Here is a 15,725-nt window from a genome sequence, read left to right as displayed (position 1 = left end):
GCCCGAATGGCGAGAGGTATTTCGCATCCTTTTGCGCCGATTCTCCCCTATCCTGACCGACAGTCCAAGGAGGAGAGACCATGAAAATCGGATGCCCAACGGAAATCAAACCCCAAGAATTCCGTGTTGGCCTCACGCCCAATGCCGCGCGTGAGGCCGTTGAGAACGGACATGAGGTGATCGTTCAGGCCGGTGCTGGCATCGGTGCCGGCTTTTCTGATGACGACTATATCGCTGCCGGGGCCGCGATCATCGACACGGCCGAGGAAATCTTTGCCAGCGCCGACATGATCGTAAAGGTCAAGGAACCGCAGGCGGTCGAGCGCAAGATGCTGCGCGAAGGCCAGCTGCTCTTTACCTATCTGCACCTCGCCCCCGATCCCGAACAGACCAAGGATCTGCTGGCCTCCGGCTGTACCGCCATCGCCTATGAGACAGTGACCGACCGCAACGGCGGGCTGCCGCTGCTCGCGCCGATGTCCGAGGTCGCCGGCCGTCTCGCGCCGCAGGTCGGTGCCTATACGCTGCAAAAGGCCAATGGCGGCCGTGGCGTGCTGATGGGTGGCGTGCCCGGCGTCGGGCCGGCCAAGGTTGTGGTCATCGGCGGCGGTGTCGTCGGCACCCATGCCGCCCGCATCGCCGCGGGCATGGGCGCGGATGTGACCGTGCTCGACCGCTCGCTGCCGCGTCTGCGCTATCTCGACGATGTGTTCGGCGGCACGTTCAACACCGGCTATTCCTCCGCCGGTCTCTTGGCCGAACATCTGACCGAGGCCGATATGGTCATCGGCGCGGTGCTCATCCCCGGTGCCGAAGCGCCCAAGCTGGTGCGCCGCGAGCAATTCGCCACGATGAAACCCGGCGCGGTGCTCGTCGACGTCGCCATCGACCAGGGCGGCTGTTTCGAAACCTCGCGCGCCACCACCCATGCCGATCCGATCTACGAGGTGGACGGGATCATGCATTACTGCGTGGCCAACATGCCCGGCGCCGTGGCCCGGACCTCGACCATCGCCCTTGGCAACGCCACCATGCCCTTCATGCTGGCCCTCGCCAACAAGGGCTGGAAAAAGGCCTGCGCCGACGATCCGCACCTGCTCGAAGGGCTCAACGTCCACGCCGGTCAACTCACCTACTACGCCGTGGGCAAGGCGCTCGGCATCGACGTGATCTCGCCGCAGATGCTGGTCAAAGCCTGATCAAAACAGAGCCTAACACAGGCTAAAACGATAAAAAGGCGGGCCCAAAGGTCCGCCTTTCTCGTGTCAGAATAACGCAAGGGCCTCGCCCGACCTGGAGGGCGTTCACTCCGGCGACATGACACGACCGTTCTCCAAACAGCGACCACCGTGAAACTGCCACCACCTCAAAATCGCCCTCCTGGGGGAGGTCGGGCGATGCCCGGATTTTATCCGGGCGGGCGCGTCCCCCTCGGCCTCTTACCGATACCGCCCATGGCGCTGCAGCACTTCGATCTCATAGCCATCCGGGTCGGCCACGAAAAAGAACTTGGCGATCAGCTCGCCATCCGGCGCAAACTCGACAAGCTTGCGCGGGTTGAGCCCGGCCTCGACAAACCGCGCGTGCTCGGCCTCGAGATCCTCCACCACAACCGCCATATGCCCATAGCCATCGCCAAGGTCATAGGCCGCCTCGCGATCCTTGTTGATGGTCAGCTCAATCTCGAAATCCGCTTCCTCATTGCGCAGGTAAACAAGCGTGAATGAGGTGAAATCGAGCCGCTTTTCCACCCGAAGCCCAAAGGCCTCGCGATAGAAATTCACCGACCGTTCCTCGTCGAGAACCCGGATCATCCCGTGGATCAGTTTTGCCATCTCATGCTCCTGCATCTCTTTGCCTGACCCCGGTCATAGCCGCTCTGCCCACCCCCGCAAACCCCGCCAGCCATCAAAAGGGCTTGAGGCGCGGCAACCCGGCCATTAGACCCAATTTCCAAAGGAGCCCGCGACATGAGCCTCAACACATTCGGACATCTCTTCCGCTTCACCACCTGGGGCGAGAGCCACGGGCCCGCGCTCGGCGCGACGGTGGATGGCTGCCCGCCGGGCATCAAGGTGGACGAGGCCATGCTGCAGCACTGGCTCGACAAACGCCGCCCCGGCCAGAACAAGAACACCACCCAGCGCAACGAGCCCGACGCGGTGCGCATCCTGTCGGGCGTGTTCGAAGGCGAAACCACTGGCACCTCGATCCAGCTGATGATCGAAAACACCGATCAGCGGTCGCGCGATTATGGCGACATCGCCGAGACCTTCCGCCCCGGCCATGCCGACATCACCTATCACCAGAAATACGGGCTTCGCGACTATCGCGGCGGCGGTCGCAGCTCGGCCCGCGAAACGGCGGCCCGCGTCGCGGCGGGCGGCATCGCCCGCGCCGCGCTCGACGCGCTGGTGCCGGGGATCGAGATCAAGGGCTATATGACCCGCATGGGCGAGATGACCCTCGACCGCACGCGGTTTGACTGGGATGCCATCGACCAGAACGACTTCTGGCTGCCCGATGCCAGCGCCGCCCCCGCGTGGGAGACCTATCTGCAAAAGATCCGCAAGGCGCAGAACTCTGTCGGCGCGGTGGTCGAAGTGGTGGCGCGCGGCGTGCCTGCCGGGCTCGGCGCCCCGATCTATGGCAAGCTCGACACCGATCTTGCCGCCGCGATGATGTCGATCAACGCCGTCAAAGGTGTCGAGATCGGCGAAGGCATGGCCGCGGCCGAACTTATGGGCACCGACAATGCGGACGAGATTTTCATGGGCGAGAACGGCCCGGAATATAGCTCGAACCACGCCGGTGGCATCCTCGGCGGCATCTCCACGGGTCAGGATCTCGTCGTGCGTTTCGCGGTCAAACCGACCTCGTCGATCCTCACCCCCCGCCGCTCGATCCGCCGCGACGGCACCCCGATCGAAGTGGTGACCAAGGGCCGCCACGATCCTTGCGTCGGCATCCGCGCGGTGCCGGTGGGCGAGGCGATGATGGCCTGCGTGATCCTCGATCACCTGATGCTGCATCGCGGTCAGGTGGGCGACGGCCCGCGCGGCAAGATCGGCTGATCCCCCGCGCCACCCCCGCCCCTGATCAGAGCGGCCAGACCACCCCGGTCGCCGCCTCCGACACCTCCCAGAGCCGGGTCATCACCGGCTTGTCATAGGCATGCGGGTGCAATGTGCCCCGGCCCACCGGGCCGACAAATTCCATCCGCCCCGTCGGACCATAGAGCGCCCGCTCTTCCAGCCCCTCCTCGGTGGCGCACATCACCTCGGGATAGGCCCCCTGCTGCGCCGTCTGCACCATCGGCGACTTGGTCATGAGCCACCAGATCGCCCGCATCACCGGGCTGCCGCTGGTCTTGATGAGCGAGGTCTTGGACGATCCGGGGTGACATACAAGAACCTCGACGCTCTTGCCCGCCGCACGGATCCGATCCTGCAATTCATAGGCAAACATCATCTGCGCCAGCTTGGATTGGCTATAGACCGCATTGGCGCTGAAGTTGTTGTCCCAGTTCAGATCGTCGAACTGGATCGTCTTGATCCCCATATTATAGCCGAGGCTCGCCACCACGACGATGCGGCCCTCGCTCTCTTCGATCCGCTCGAACAAGAGACCGCAAAGCGCGAAATGCCCATAATGGTTGGTGCCGAGCTGGCTTTCGAACCCATCCACCGTCAGCCGTTGCTTGGGCACCTGCGCGATGGCCGCATTACAGATGAGCGCGTCGATGCGCGGCACGGTTTCACGGATCTCCTCTGCCGCCCGCCGCACACTGGCCAGATCGGCAAGGTCCATCTCAATGAAGCGCACATCGGCCGCTGCGCCATGTTCCGCCTTGAGCGTCGCGATGGCGGCGGCGGATTTCTCGGCGCTGCGGTTGAGCATCACCACCGACGCCCCTTTCGACAAAAAGAGCCGCGCCGCCTCATAGCCGGTGCCGGCATTGGCCCCGGTGATGACATAGCACCGCCCCACGAGAGAGCCGAGCCGCTCGGGTGTCCAGCCATGGGGGCCAAATTGCGTATCTGCCATTGTCCTATCTCCTGCGGGCCTCTTGCATCCCGTCGCCGATTGATGTTTCGCTGTCTCATCTGCAAATAGGTCTCACAGCGCGACGCACATAGGCACAATCGTCCCGATTACTTGCCTGATTGTCTCAACTCGGTTGTAAGCGCCTCTGTTTGACCCCTACTTTGGGATCATGAGCAAAGATCAGATTCTCAATATCATCGCCCGCCGCACCGACCGGGACGGTCTGACCGAGACCGGCATCGAGGGGCTGCGTCTGTTCCGGGCCACCCAATCGATTCCCTGCGTCCCGGCGGTCTATGACCCCTGCGTCGTGGCCATCGTCAGCGGCGCCAAAGAGGCCATTCTCGATGGCGAACGCTTTGTCTATGACAGCGCGCGCTACCTCTGCTGCCCGATGTCGATGCCGGTCAAGGCGGGCACGCCCGCCGCCTCGCCCGAGGCCCCGCTCTATGGGGTGTTCCTGTCGCTGAACGCGCGGCTGATGAGCGAGCTCGGGCTCGAGTTGGACCGCGCCGGTCACGCCCTGCCAGCGGCAGAGAGCGGCGGTCGCAGCCCGGGCATCCAACTGGCCCAGTGGGAGCCCGATTTCACCGACGCGCTGCTGCGCCTGCTAGAGCTCGGCAATAGCCCGACCGACACGGCAATCTTGGGTCAGGCGCGGCTGCGCGAACTCTATTATGCCCTTCTCAAGGGCGAGGCCGGGGCCTTCGCCCGGCGCGCCTTCAGCGCCGGCAACGCCATGGCGCGGGTCATCGCCCATCTCTCGGATCATCTCGACGCGCCCGTCTCCATCGACGATCTCGCGGCGCGCGCAGGGATGAGCCGCGCCGCCTTCCATCGCCGCTTCAAACAGGCGACGCGGATGGCCCCGGTGCAATTCGTCAAATCGATGCGGCTCAACAAGGCGGCGATGAAGATCGCCAGCGGCGCGACGGTCAACGCGGCGGCGCAGGAGGTGGGCTATGTCAGCCCCTCGCAGTTCAGCCGCGAGTTCAAACGCCATTACGGCCAATCCCCCCGGCAATGGGCCGAGGCACAGCAGCTCGCGCTCGGCGCGCTCTGATCATGTCTTGCCGCTTGGTGGGGCGTGTGGACCGGGCCTTGATCCGCAAAAGGTTAAGGCCCGGCCTGTTCTGGCCGAAACCGCCAAAGGGACCACAGTCGCACTACTGTCGTTTTACCGACGTGATACCGACATGGCGTTTTTCGGCGGTTTTAACGGGTTAACGGGGCTCAATCCGCCATGTCACCGGTCATGTAAATCACCGTCGGCCCGTCCGCCTCAAAGGCCGCCGTGAGCGCGCTCTGCAGCTCCCCCAGCGTCTTCGGAGCCTCGGCGCGCGCGCCATAAGCCTTTGCCAGAGCTACGAAATCCGGGTTATGAGCGATGACCGAGTTGGGCGCGATCTGCGCCCCGACCATGCTGTCCTCGATCTCTTTGAGCTTCTGGTTGTCCCAGAGCAGGATCGGCAGCGGCAATTTCATCTCCACCGCCGCGCCAAGCTCTTGAACTGTATACTGAAATCCGTAATCCCCGGCGATCGCCACCGTCGGTTTCCCCGGCCGCGCCATGGCCCCGCCAATCGCCGCCGGCATGGCATAGCCCAGCGTCCCGAAGCCTGCCGGATGGTGCCAATGGCCGGGCTGTTCGATGTCCCATAACTCCACGGAAACATAGGCAAATTGCGTCATATCCGTATAGATCATCGCGTCCTCCGGCATCACCTCGCGCAGCGCATCCGCCACCCTCGCGATCCCCGGCCGTTCGGCATCCACTTCCGCCCGGAACCGCGCCCGCGTCGCCTTGACCTCCTGCGCGGTCCAGCCCGTCTTGGCCTGATGCCCCTCAAGTGATTGATTTAGCGCGCGGAAAAACGCCCCGCTCTCCATCATCACCGCTTCGCTGTTGATCGGCTGCGACAGCACTTCGGGGCAGATATCCACCCGGATCAGCGGCCCCGAATTGCCCAGCTCGCGCCGCCACAGATCGACCTCCGCCAGCTCGGTCCCGACCGCCACCACAAGGTCCGCCCCCTTGATGACAGCCGCGCTATCCGGCCGCGGCAGGTAGGCGCCGAAATGGAGCGGATCGTCCGACCCCACAATGCCCTTGCCCGCCGTGGTGACAAAGCTCGCAGCGCCCAATGTTTTCAAGGCGTTGCGCAGGGCCTCCACATCCCCACGCGCGCCACCACCGAGCACGAACATCGGCTTTTTCGCGCCCATGATGCGCTGTGCCAAACCGCCCGGTAGATCGCCATGGCTCCGCGCCGGCGGCGTCGGCACTTCGGGCGCTGCAGGTGCCTCGGCCTCGAGCGCGGCGATCGGCACCTGAATATGCTTGCTGCGCGGCCGCTGCGTGGCAAATTCCGCCATCGCCCGGTCGATCAGCCCATAGGCCGCCTGCGCATCCCGCGCCTCATAGGACCAGTCGCAGACCGTATCCCCCGCCGCCCGCTGATCGAGCATCTGGTGCAGCTGTCCGCGATAGGCGGCGGTCTCATCCAGACAGGACGACAGGACCAAAACCGACACGCTGTCGGAATAGGCCTGGCCCATTGGCGTCATGATATTGCACAGGCCCGGCCCGGTGATGACATAGGCCACCCCCGGCCGCCCCGACGCACGGGCATAGCCATCGGCCATAAAGCCCGCGCCCTGTTCGTGACGGGCCAGAACATGGGTGATGCCGGCCTCTTCGATGCCGCGATACATCTCTTGGTTATGCACGCCCGGAATGCCGAAAATCGTGTCTACCCCACGCGATTTGAGCATATGCGAGATCTGTGCACCCAAGGGACGGGTGTGGTTCTTATCAGCGGTCATCAGGCCCTCCAAAAACTGACGGTGAATAATGCGTAGACGACGAGAAGCTCGAGCCGTCCGATCAGCATGGCCAGCGTCAAAAGCCACTTGGCCGTGGTGTTCAACGTGGCGAAATTCCCGGCCGGGCCGATGATGTCACCGAGGCCCGGACCGATATTGGCAATCGCCGTCGCCGCGCCGGAAATCGAGGTCAGGAAATCGAGGCCGGTCATGCTCAGCAGCACGGCGAGCACGCCCAGGGTCAGGATGAAGAACATGAAGAACGACATGACCGAGCTCAGCACATCGTCCTCGATGGGGCGGCCGTCATAGCGCGGCACAAAGATGCCATGCGGCGAGCGGATGCGCTGAAGCTGGGTGCGGATCGAGGCGAAGAGGATCTGATAGCGGAAAATCTTGGCCGAACAGGCGGTTGATCCCGCGCAGCCGCCCACCAGTCCGATAAAGAAGAAGATCGAAATCGGAAACGGACCCCATTGCATATAGTCGACACTGGCATAGCCGGTGCCCGAGATGATCGAGGTGATGTTAAAGAGCGCCTCGCGAAAGGCCTGTTCCGGGTGGGTCGGGAAGATGTTGACCAGAAACATCGCCATCACCGCCGCAGTGCCGAAAACCACCAAGAGAAAGGCCTGGATTTGCGGGTCGCGAAACAGCGGCAGGGTGCGGCCATTGATGAGCTGCACGTAGCGGACAAAGGGCAGGGCGGCGAGGATCATGAAGAGGCTGGCGATATATTCCGCCGGGCCAGAGAACGTGCCGAAAGAGGCATCGTAATTGGAAAACCCGCCGGTCGAGATCGTCGTCAGCGCATGGACCGTGGCGTCAAAGGCGTTCATCCCCACCAGCAGATAGCTCATGGTGCAGGCCAGCGTCAGCGCAAGATAGATCACCGAGATCTGTGAGGCGATGGCGCTCGCCTTGGGGAGGATCTTGCCCATCGTGTCGAAGGCTTCGGAGCGGAAGATCTGCATCCCCCCGATGCGCAGCACCGGCAGGAACACCATGGCAAAGACGATGATCCCGACCCCGCCGAGCCATTGCAGAATGCCGCGCCAAAGAAGCAGCCCCTTGGGCAGCGTGTCGAGCCCGACGATGACGGTGGAGCCGGTGGTGGTGAGGCCCGACATGGCCTCGAAGATGGCGTTGGTGATCCCAAACTCGGTTGCGCCAAGCATGAAGGGAAGCGCACCAAAGGCCGGCAGCGCCACCCAGACGCCGGTGGCGAGAAGAAAGGTCTGCTGCACCGTCAGCCCCTCGCGCACGCCATTGCGGCAGCTGATCGCCACCAGGCTTCCGATCAGGATGGTAAACAGCGCGCTTTCCGCGAACACAGGCCAATGGCCTCGGCCATCGGCGATGTCCACCAGCATGGGCAGCAGCATCGTCAATCCAAGGGCCAGAACGGTGAGGCCGATCACGTATCCAATAGGGCGCAGGTCGTGCATGGCGAAGCGTTGGCCTGTGGGTGCCAGAGTGTCAAGCGATGCGCGGGCTGCGCGAGAAAATCTGGACAGGTGAATACAAAATGTATACGAATCGTATCCAGATTGAGAGGGCCCATGAGTCGAGATAAGAAAACCGCCTGTCTGGAAGATTTGCGCCGCCGTATCCTCACCCAGAGGATTGCCCCGGGCAGCGATCTCGACGAGGCGACGCTCTGCGAGGAATACGGGCTGTCACGGACGCCGTTGCGCGAGATTTTTCAACGGCTCGCGGGCGAGGGCTATGCGCGGATCGAACAGAACCGCGGGGCCAAAGTGTCGTCGATGGATCTGGCGACGATGCGCGTTTTCTTTCAGACGGCGCCGCTCATCTATTGCAATGTGGCGCGTCAGGCGGCGGAAAATCACCTCCCGGCGCAGCTCGATCAGTTGCATAAGATTCAGGAAGAATTTCGCGCGGCCCATGCCGAGGGCGATGCAGAGGCCGCGTCTTTCCTCAACCATGGGTTTCATCAGCAGATGGGTCTCATGGCGCGCAATCCCTATCTGCTCGTCGCGCTCAACCGGATGCTGATTGATCACACGCGGCTGAGCCAGACCTTCTATCGCCCCTCCTCCGAGGACGGGACGCGGCGGGTCGAAAGCTCTGTCGCGCAGCATGATGCGATGCTCGAGGCGATGGCGCGACGCGATGGCGACAGCATGGTCACCCTGACCATGGATCACTGGAACCTGACCCGCGATCAGCTTGAACGCTATGTGATGCCCGACCCGCTGCCTTTGGGGTCGGAACTTGTCGAGATGGGCGCCTGAGCCGCCCCCTAAGGAGAGACCAGAGATGAGTGTAGTGGCCGAAAAACCAGCCCGTCGGGGCCGTGGCGCGCGCAAGGCTATCAGGCAGACACGGGATTTTGCGATGCTTCCGGCGTTGAAGCGGGGCCTGCCCCTCACCGAGCCGATGGATCAGGAGCAGATCGAGCGGATCGACGCGGCCTCGATGGACATTCTCGAAACCGTTGGCGTGGTTTTTCGCGACGATATCGCGCTTGAGGATTGGCGCAAGGCGGGGGCCAAGGTGGTCGGCGAGACCGTGTATCTCGACCGGGCGCTGGTGCGCGAGCTGATCAAGACGATCCCCGAGACATTTACCTATCACGCGCGCAACCCGGCCAATAACCTGCCGTTCGGGCGCGATCATGCGGTGTTCGTGCCGATGACCGGCGCACCGTTTCTGCGCGATCTCGACGATGTGCGGCGCAATCCGACGCTCGACGATCTCGCGAATTTCCACAAGCTTAGCCATATGCTGCCGGCGATGCACAGCTCGGCGCATCATATCGTCGAGCCCTATGATCATCCGATCAGCCAGCGGCATCTGCGGATCACCTACAGTTCGATGAAACACTCCGACAAGATGTTCATGGGGATGACGACCAGCCCCAAGAACGCCGAGGATGTGCTCGATATGTGTGCGATCCTCTTTGGCGAAGAGTTTCTCGAGACGCATCCGGTGGTGACCGGGAATTGCAACGGCAACAGCCCGCTGGTTTGGGACGAAACCATGCTCGGTGCGATGCGGGCGTTCAACCGGCGCAATCAGCCGGTGCTCTGCTCGCCCTTCGTTCTCGGCGGGGCGAACACGCCTGCGAGCGTCGCGCCGACGGTGGCGCAGCTCAACGCCGAGGCGCTGTCGGCGCTGGCCTATACGCAGGTGGTGCGCAAGGGCTGCCCGGCGATCTATGGCCATTATCTGAGCACGGTCAGCATGAAGTCGGGGGCGCCGATGGCGGGGACGCCGGAGATCAGCCTGATGAACCTGATGATCGGTCAGATGGCCCGGTTCTATGGCGTGCCGTGGCGGTCGTCGACGGCGCTGGGTGGGTCAAAAACCTTTGATTCCCAAGCGGGTTACGAGAGTGCGACCACGTTGATGGCACTGCAGATGGCGGGCACGAATTACATGTGGCACGCGGCGGGGTGGAACGAGGCGGGGATGCATTGCTCGATGGCGAAATTCGTGGTCGATGCCGAGCAATGTGCGATGGCCTACCGGATGGCCGAAGGCATCCGCTGGGACGATTTTGACGAGGCCGTGGCGGCGGTGTCGGATGTCGGGCCCGGCGGGCATTACCTGGGTCATGCGCATACGTTGGAGAACTTCCAGCGGGCGTTTTTCATGCCGGGTCTCTTTGACAACAACTCGATCGAGCAATGGCAGGCTGAGGGCGGAATAGAGACGAATGAGCGGGCGCTGGCCCATGTGAAATCGCTCTTGGCCGACTATGTCGAACCCAAGCTCGATGCGGGTGTGGACGAGGCCCTGCGGGACTATATCGCGCGGCGCGAGCGGGAGATCCCGGCGGCCGATGCGCTCAATCAGGAGTACTGAACATGGGGCGGTTCGAGGGCAAGGTGGCACTGGTCACGGGGGCTGCGGGGGGCATTGGCAAGGCGGTTGTCAGCCTGCTCAAATCCGAGGGAGCGCGGGTTGCGGTATCTGATCGGTATTGCGACGGTATTGCGTCGGACCTGATTTTGGAGGGCGATCTGCGCGATGCGGCCTATTGCGACGGGCTGCCGGGGCAGGTGCAGGAGGCGCTGGGCGGGCTCGATATCCTCATCAACAACGCCGGGGTGATCACCCGTGGCGACATCACCCAGACCAGCGACGAGGATTACGCGCTGACCATGGCGGTCAATGTCGAAGCGCCGTTTCGCCTGTGCCGGGCGGCGATCCCGCTCATGGCCGAGGCGGGCGGCGGGGCCATCGTCAACACCGCCTCCTGCTGGGGGGTGCATCCGGGGCCGAACCATCCGCTCTACATCATGTCGAAAGCGGCGCTCGCTTCGCTGACCCAATGTCTGGGCCGCGATCACGCGGGCCAGGGCATCCGGGTCAATGCGGTCTGTCCCAATGAGGTCAACACGTCGATGTTGCGCACCGGGTTTGCCATTCGCGGGCTCGACCCGGACAAGGGCATCGAAGAGCTCAACCGGTCGGTGCCCATCGGCCATATCGCGGAGCCGGAAGAGATCGCCGATGTGATCGCCTTTCTCGCCTCGGACGCGGCGCGCTATGTTTGCGGTGCGCTGGTCGAGGTCAATGGCGCGAAGCCGGTCGGATGAGCCGGTTCGCGGGCAAGGTGGCGCTGGTCACCGGCGCGTCGAGCGGCATGGGGGCCGCCATCGCGCGGCGTCTGGCCGAGGGCGGGGCGCAGGTGCTCACGGCGCAGCGGGGTTCGGCCGATTTCGACCCTATCAAGGCGGATTTCGCTGATCCCGGCGCAGCCGATCGGGTGATTGCGACCGTCGCCGAGCGGGTTGGGCGGCTCGATATCCTGATCAACAATGCCGGGCTGATGCGCGAAGGCACGGTGGAAGAGACGAGCGATGCGGATTGGGCGGCGCATCTTCAGGTCAACCTGACCGCGCCGTTTGAGCTCATCCGGGCGGCGCTGCCGATGCTGCGCGACGGTGGCGGTGCGATTGTGAATGTGGGCTCGATCGAGGGGCTCGGGTCCAACCCGCGCCATCCGGCCTATTGCGCCTCCAAGGCGGGGCTGCATGGGCTCACCCGCGCGGTGGCGGTGGATCATGGGCCGGAGGGGGTGCGCTGTAACGCGGTGGCGCCGGGCTGGATCGACACGCCCCTGAACGAGGATTTCATCGACTCGATGCCCGACCCAAAGGCGTTTCGCGCGCAAATAGGGTCGATTCATCCGGTCCGGCGCACGGGGCGGCCTGATGAGGTGGCGCAGCTCGTCTGCTGGCTCGCCAGTGAGGAGGCGAGTTTCGTGACCGGGCAGATCTATACGATTGATGGCGGGCGGACCGCGCAGCTCAGCCTGCCCTGAGCGGCGCGACCCGAGGCCTCAGGAGCGGTAGCGGAAGGTGCCGCTGGCGGTGGCGACAAGATTGCCGAGATCGTCGGTAAGCCGGCCTTCGGCGAAATAGGTCTTTCGGCCGCCCCCGATGCGGCGACCTTCGGCGATGAGGCGGCTGCCCTGTGCCTGACCCACGTAATTCACGGTGAGCGACAGGGTGAGCGCGTTTTGCTGGCGGTCGGGATCGCCGGTGTAGCAGCCGGCAAAGCCCATGGCGCTGTCGAGCAGGGTGGCGTGCACGCCGCCATGAGGGATGCCCTGCCGATTGCTCATGAAGGGGGCGATGGGGGCCTCGACCCGCGCGACATCGACCTCCCAGCCGGTGACTTCGAACCCGATATGGGTTTGAAAGGCAGAGCGTTTTTCGAGATCTGGTGACTGGCTCATGACGTGTCCCTTGGGCGTGCGGGTGGGCGTGCGGATTGGGCCATGGGTGGCACAAAGCGGGGGGCGGTGCAATTGCCGGTGGTGCCCGGCCCTTGACCTAGCGCGTCAGGCGGCCCATAGCGCGTGGCATCGCAGACCCTATATAGCAGACCCTATGCAGCCCAAGAGGAATGCCATGAGCTTTGACCGTGCCATCAAGATCGCCCCGTCCATTCTTTCCGCCGATTTCGCCAATTTCGGACAGGAGATTCAGGCCATCGAAGCGCAGGGCGCCGATTGGGTGCATGTCGATGTGATGGACGGGCATTTCGTGCCGAACCTCACCTTTGGTCCGCAGGCGGTCAAGGCGTTCCGCCCGCATGTGAAAACGGTGATGGATGTGCATCTGATGATTGCGCCGGTCGATCCCTATATTGACGCCTATGCCGATGCGGGGGCCGATGTGCTGACCGCGCATGTCGAGGCGGGGCCGCATATTCACCGCACCCTGCAGGCCATTCGCGGTGCCGGGATGAAGGCGGGCGTGGCGCTCAACCCCGGGACCTCGGCGGATGCGGTGGCGCATCTTCTGGACCTGACCGATGTGATCTGTGTGATGACCGTGAACCCCGGCTTTGGCGGGCAGAAGTTCATCGACATGACCGTCAAGATTGCCGAGCTGCGCGCGATGATCGGTGACCGGCCCGTGCATATCGAGATCGATGGCGGTGTCACGCCCGAGACCGCGCCGCTTGTCGTGGCGGCGGGGGCTGATGTTCTCGTGGCCGGGTCGGGCGTGTTCAAGGGCGGCAGCGTCGCCAAGCCCGAGGTCTATGGCGAGAACATCCGCGCCATTCGGTCGGCGGCAGAAGCGGCGCAGGGCTAGGCCCGCGCCAGACCCGTGAGGGCCGCCCGACCCGGGTTGGGGAGGGGCGGCGCATCGGGTCGCAATGGCCTCAGACTTCGAGCATGATGTCCTCTTCGCGCAGGCGCGATTTGGGCAAGGCGCGGTTGTAGTCGGCTTCGGTGTCGGCATAGCCGATGGGCACGACGAAGAGGCTGCCATAGCCTTTGTCACGCAGGCCGAATTCCGCATCGAGCGCCTGGGTGTCGACGCCTTCCATCGGGGTCGCGTCAATGCCGAGCGCGGCGACGCCGAGAAGGAAATTGCCAAGGTTGAGATAGACCTGCTTGTCCATCCAATGCTGGGCGTCCTTCATGTCGTGTTTGTGGATGTTCGAGAAGAGCGAGCGGCCGCCGTGCATCTGGGCCTTGAACTCTTCGGGGTTGGCGGCGAAGCGACCGTCGGCCTCTTCTTGGGCGAGAACCTTTTGCAGGTAGTCTTCGGTCAGCTCGAGACGGCTGGCGAAGACGATGACATGGCTCGCCTTCTTGATCGAGGGCGCGTTGAAGGGGAATTTGGTCTCGGCCGATTTGGCGACGCGGGCCTTGCCCTCTTCGGTGCTGGCGATGACGAAATACCACGGCTGGAGGTTCGTGCTCGACGGGCTGAGGCGGAGGAGGTCGCGGACCTTGGCCATGTCGGCGTCGCTGATCCGGCGGTCGGGGTTGAAGGCTTTGACCGTGTAACGGGCGCGGCTGTAGTCGGTGATGGTCGATGTCATGTCTTATGTCCTCGGGTCGGACGGGGCGGAGGCGCCCCGCGTGATTGGCTGCTGACGAGGTAAGACAGGAGGGAATGCGAATAAACGGGCGAAACCGGAATAGATTTTATAGATAGCGAAGAGAATGCCCGTGAGAGGGCGTGAAACGGCGGCAGAACAGGGAAGCGGCAGGTCTGTCATTTTATGTGCAAAAAAGCGCAATACCCTGTGGCGTGACTTCTCTGTTAAACACAACGGGTTGGTGGTAGCAGGCGCCAAAGTGTTAATTGACGTAACATAATTCGTTCGACCGTCCGCGAGTGCAGGAGACGCGCATGTTAACTTCGAAATTCAAGATTGTGGCTCTGGCCTCGTTGCTGGCGATCCGGCTGGTGTTTCCTCCGGCGGATGCGGCTGCGCAGGATGCGCCGCCACCGACCCCGGTGACGGTTGTGACGCTTGAGGCCAAGGACGTGACGCTGACCTCGGAATTGCCCGGGCGGGTCGTGGCGCTGGGGGTGGCAGAGGTGCGGCCGCAGGTGTCGGGGATCCTTGTCGAGCGGTTGTTCCAGGAGGGCGCGGAGGTCAAGGAGGGCGATCCGATGTATCGGATCGATCCGGCGATCTACGCGGCGCAGGTGCAGCGGGCCGAGGCCAGCGTGGCCCAGGCCAAGGCGGCGGTGACGGCGACGGATAAGGAAGCGGCGCGGATGACCGAGCTGGTGCGGCGCAATGTGGCCTCGGAGCAGGCGCTGGATGATGCGGTGGCGGCGCGGGATGCGGCGCAGGCGGCTTTGCTGGTGGCGGAGGCGCAGCTTCGGGCAGATGAGATCAACCTCGAACATACCACGATCACCGCGCCTCTGTCGGGGCAGGTGGGCCGGGCGTTGACCACGCAAGGGGCGCTGGTCACGGCGCAGCAGGCCGATCCGCTGGCGGTGATCCGGCAGATCGACCGGGTCTATGTCGATGTGACCGCCTCGGCGGCCGAGGTGGTGCGCCGCCGTCGTGACGCGATGAAAGAGGGCCGTGACCTGGCCGACATCGACCCGACCGTGACGCTGACGCTGGCCGATGGGTCGACCTATGAGCATACCGGTACCTTGCTGGCCGCCGAGGCGCATGTCGATGCGCAGACCGGCGTGTCGGTGCTGCGGCTCGAGTTTCCCAATCCCGATCAGCTCTTGCTGCCGGGGATGTATGTGAAGGCGCATATGCCGGTGGATAAGGCGATGGGTGTGGTTCTGGTGCCGCAAGAGGGCGTGTCGCGCGACCGCCGGGGACAGCCGACGGCGCTTGTCGCCAATGCGGAGAATGTCGTCGAAGCGCGGGTGCTGACGACGCTTGGGACGCAGGGCAACACATGGATCGTCAATGACGGTCTTGCGCCGGGCGACAAGGTCATCGTGGGTGGGCTGCAGAAGATCGCAGAAGGCAGCCCGGTGGCCCCTCAAGAGCGCGCCAAACCCGAGGCCGCAAGCGCCGAGGGTGCGACAGAAGGCACCGCCGAGGGCACCGACGGGGCCGCCCCCGCCGCAGAGTGATTAGCGCGC

General features: G+C 63.9%; 15 protein-coding genes. 9 read left to right on the top strand and 6 right to left on the bottom strand.

Going from position 1 to position 15,725, the window contains the following annotated elements; genetic code table 11:
* Positions 1-80 precede the first annotated feature (80 nt).
* Positions 81-1,199 carry an alanine dehydrogenase gene (ald, locus tag WA237_RS04230; protein WP_009813298.1) on the top strand — a complete coding sequence of 373 codons (1,119 nt, stop codon included), beginning with the start codon at positions 81-83 and terminating at the stop codon, positions 1,197-1,199.
* Between the two features lie 240 nt (positions 1,200-1,439).
* Here the strand turns inward: ald and WA237_RS04225 are convergent, their stop codons facing one another.
* Entirely contained in the window at positions 1,440-1,835 is a 396-nt protein-coding gene (locus tag WA237_RS04225; RefSeq protein WP_336096796.1) for a VOC family protein, read from the bottom strand.
* A gap of 135 nt (positions 1,836-1,970) precedes the next feature.
* On the opposite strand from WA237_RS04225, the gene aroC reads away from it, so the two are divergent.
* Positions 1,971-3,074 carry a chorismate synthase gene (gene aroC / locus WA237_RS04220; protein WP_009813296.1) on the top strand — a complete coding sequence of 368 codons (1,104 nt, stop codon included), beginning with the start codon at positions 1,971-1,973 and terminating at the stop codon, positions 3,072-3,074.
* 25 nt (positions 3,075-3,099) lie between these two features.
* Here aroC and WA237_RS04215 read toward each other — a convergent pair whose 3' ends face one another.
* Positions 3,100-4,047 carry an oxidoreductase gene (locus WA237_RS04215; RefSeq protein WP_336096795.1) on the bottom strand — a complete coding sequence of 316 codons (948 nt, stop codon included), beginning with the start codon at positions 4,045-4,047 and terminating at the stop codon, positions 3,100-3,102.
* Between the two features lie 169 nt (positions 4,048-4,216).
* On the opposite strand from WA237_RS04215, the gene WA237_RS04210 reads away from it, so the two are divergent.
* Complete coding sequence (locus WA237_RS04210) at positions 4,217-5,110, top strand: AraC family transcriptional regulator (protein ID WP_336096794.1); 894 nt, start codon at positions 4,217-4,219, stop codon at positions 5,108-5,110.
* Between the two features lie 170 nt (positions 5,111-5,280).
* Here WA237_RS04210 and WA237_RS04205 read toward each other — a convergent pair whose 3' ends face one another.
* Together WA237_RS04205 and WA237_RS04200 are read right to left on the bottom strand one after the other, a co-directional pair.
* Positions 5,281-6,873 carry a thiamine pyrophosphate-binding protein gene (locus tag WA237_RS04205; RefSeq protein ID WP_336096793.1) on the bottom strand — a complete coding sequence of 531 codons (1,593 nt, stop codon included), beginning with the start codon at positions 6,871-6,873 and terminating at the stop codon, positions 5,281-5,283.
* Positions 6,873-8,321 carry a TrkH family potassium uptake protein gene (locus WA237_RS04200; RefSeq protein ID WP_336096792.1) on the bottom strand — a complete coding sequence of 483 codons (1,449 nt, stop codon included), beginning with the start codon at positions 8,319-8,321 and terminating at the stop codon, positions 6,873-6,875. The genes WA237_RS04205 and WA237_RS04200 overlap by 1 nt, the downstream gene beginning before the upstream one ends.
* Positions 8,322-8,435: 114 nt before the next feature.
* Here WA237_RS04200 and WA237_RS04195 point away from each other — a divergent pair, with 114 nt between their 5' ends.
* Genes WA237_RS04195 through WA237_RS04180 form a run of 4 tightly spaced genes read left to right on the top strand, consistent with a single transcriptional unit; the run spans position 8,436 to position 12,172 of the window.
* Positions 8,436-9,131: a GntR family transcriptional regulator gene (locus tag WA237_RS04195; protein WP_336096791.1), complete on the top strand. Its 696-nt coding sequence runs from the start codon at positions 8,436-8,438 to the stop codon at positions 9,129-9,131.
* Between the two features lie 25 nt (positions 9,132-9,156).
* Positions 9,157-10,707 (top strand): trimethylamine methyltransferase family protein, encoded by a 1,551-nt coding sequence (locus tag WA237_RS04190; protein WP_336096790.1) that lies wholly within the window; start codon positions 9,157-9,159, stop codon positions 10,705-10,707.
* 2 nt (positions 10,708-10,709) lie between these two features.
* Entirely contained in the window at positions 10,710-11,444 is a 735-nt protein-coding gene (locus WA237_RS04185) for an SDR family NAD(P)-dependent oxidoreductase (RefSeq protein WP_336096789.1), read from the top strand.
* On the top strand, positions 11,441-12,172 hold the full coding sequence (locus WA237_RS04180; RefSeq protein WP_336096788.1) for an SDR family NAD(P)-dependent oxidoreductase: 732 nt from the start codon (positions 11,441-11,443) through the stop codon (positions 12,170-12,172). Before WA237_RS04185 ends, WA237_RS04180 begins: the two co-directional genes overlap by 4 nt.
* An 18-nt stretch (positions 12,173-12,190) precedes the next feature.
* Here WA237_RS04180 and WA237_RS04175 read toward each other — a convergent pair whose 3' ends face one another.
* On the bottom strand, positions 12,191-12,589 hold the full coding sequence (locus tag WA237_RS04175; protein WP_009813287.1) for a PaaI family thioesterase: 399 nt from the start codon (positions 12,587-12,589) through the stop codon (positions 12,191-12,193).
* Between the two features lie 175 nt (positions 12,590-12,764).
* Here WA237_RS04175 and rpe point away from each other — a divergent pair, with 175 nt between their 5' ends.
* Positions 12,765-13,454 carry a ribulose-phosphate 3-epimerase gene (gene rpe, locus WA237_RS04170; protein ID WP_336096787.1) on the top strand — a complete coding sequence of 230 codons (690 nt, stop codon included), beginning with the start codon at positions 12,765-12,767 and terminating at the stop codon, positions 13,452-13,454.
* 70 nt (positions 13,455-13,524) lie between these two features.
* Here the strand turns inward: rpe and nfsB are convergent, their stop codons facing one another.
* The gene (gene nfsB, locus WA237_RS04165; RefSeq protein WP_336096786.1) at positions 13,525-14,193 is read right to left on the bottom strand and encodes an oxygen-insensitive NAD(P)H nitroreductase; all 669 of its coding nucleotides are present in this window, start codon (positions 14,191-14,193) and stop codon (positions 13,525-13,527) included.
* Positions 14,194-14,507: 314 nt separating this feature from the next.
* Between nfsB and WA237_RS04160 the strand changes: the two genes are divergently transcribed.
* Positions 14,508-15,716, top strand: a complete 1,209-nt coding sequence (locus WA237_RS04160; RefSeq protein WP_336096785.1) for an efflux RND transporter periplasmic adaptor subunit — start codon at positions 14,508-14,510, stop codon at positions 15,714-15,716.
* The last annotated feature ends 9 nt before the right edge of the window (positions 15,717-15,725 follow it).

It is taken from the genome of Roseovarius sp. CH_XMU1461, from assembly GCF_037027165.1.
GTDB classification, from domain to species: domain Bacteria; phylum Pseudomonadota; class Alphaproteobacteria; order Rhodobacterales; family Rhodobacteraceae; genus Roseovarius; species Roseovarius nubinhibens.
The sequence above is the reverse complement of the archived record's forward strand: the minus strand, read 5'-3'. Positions and strand labels throughout refer to the sequence as shown.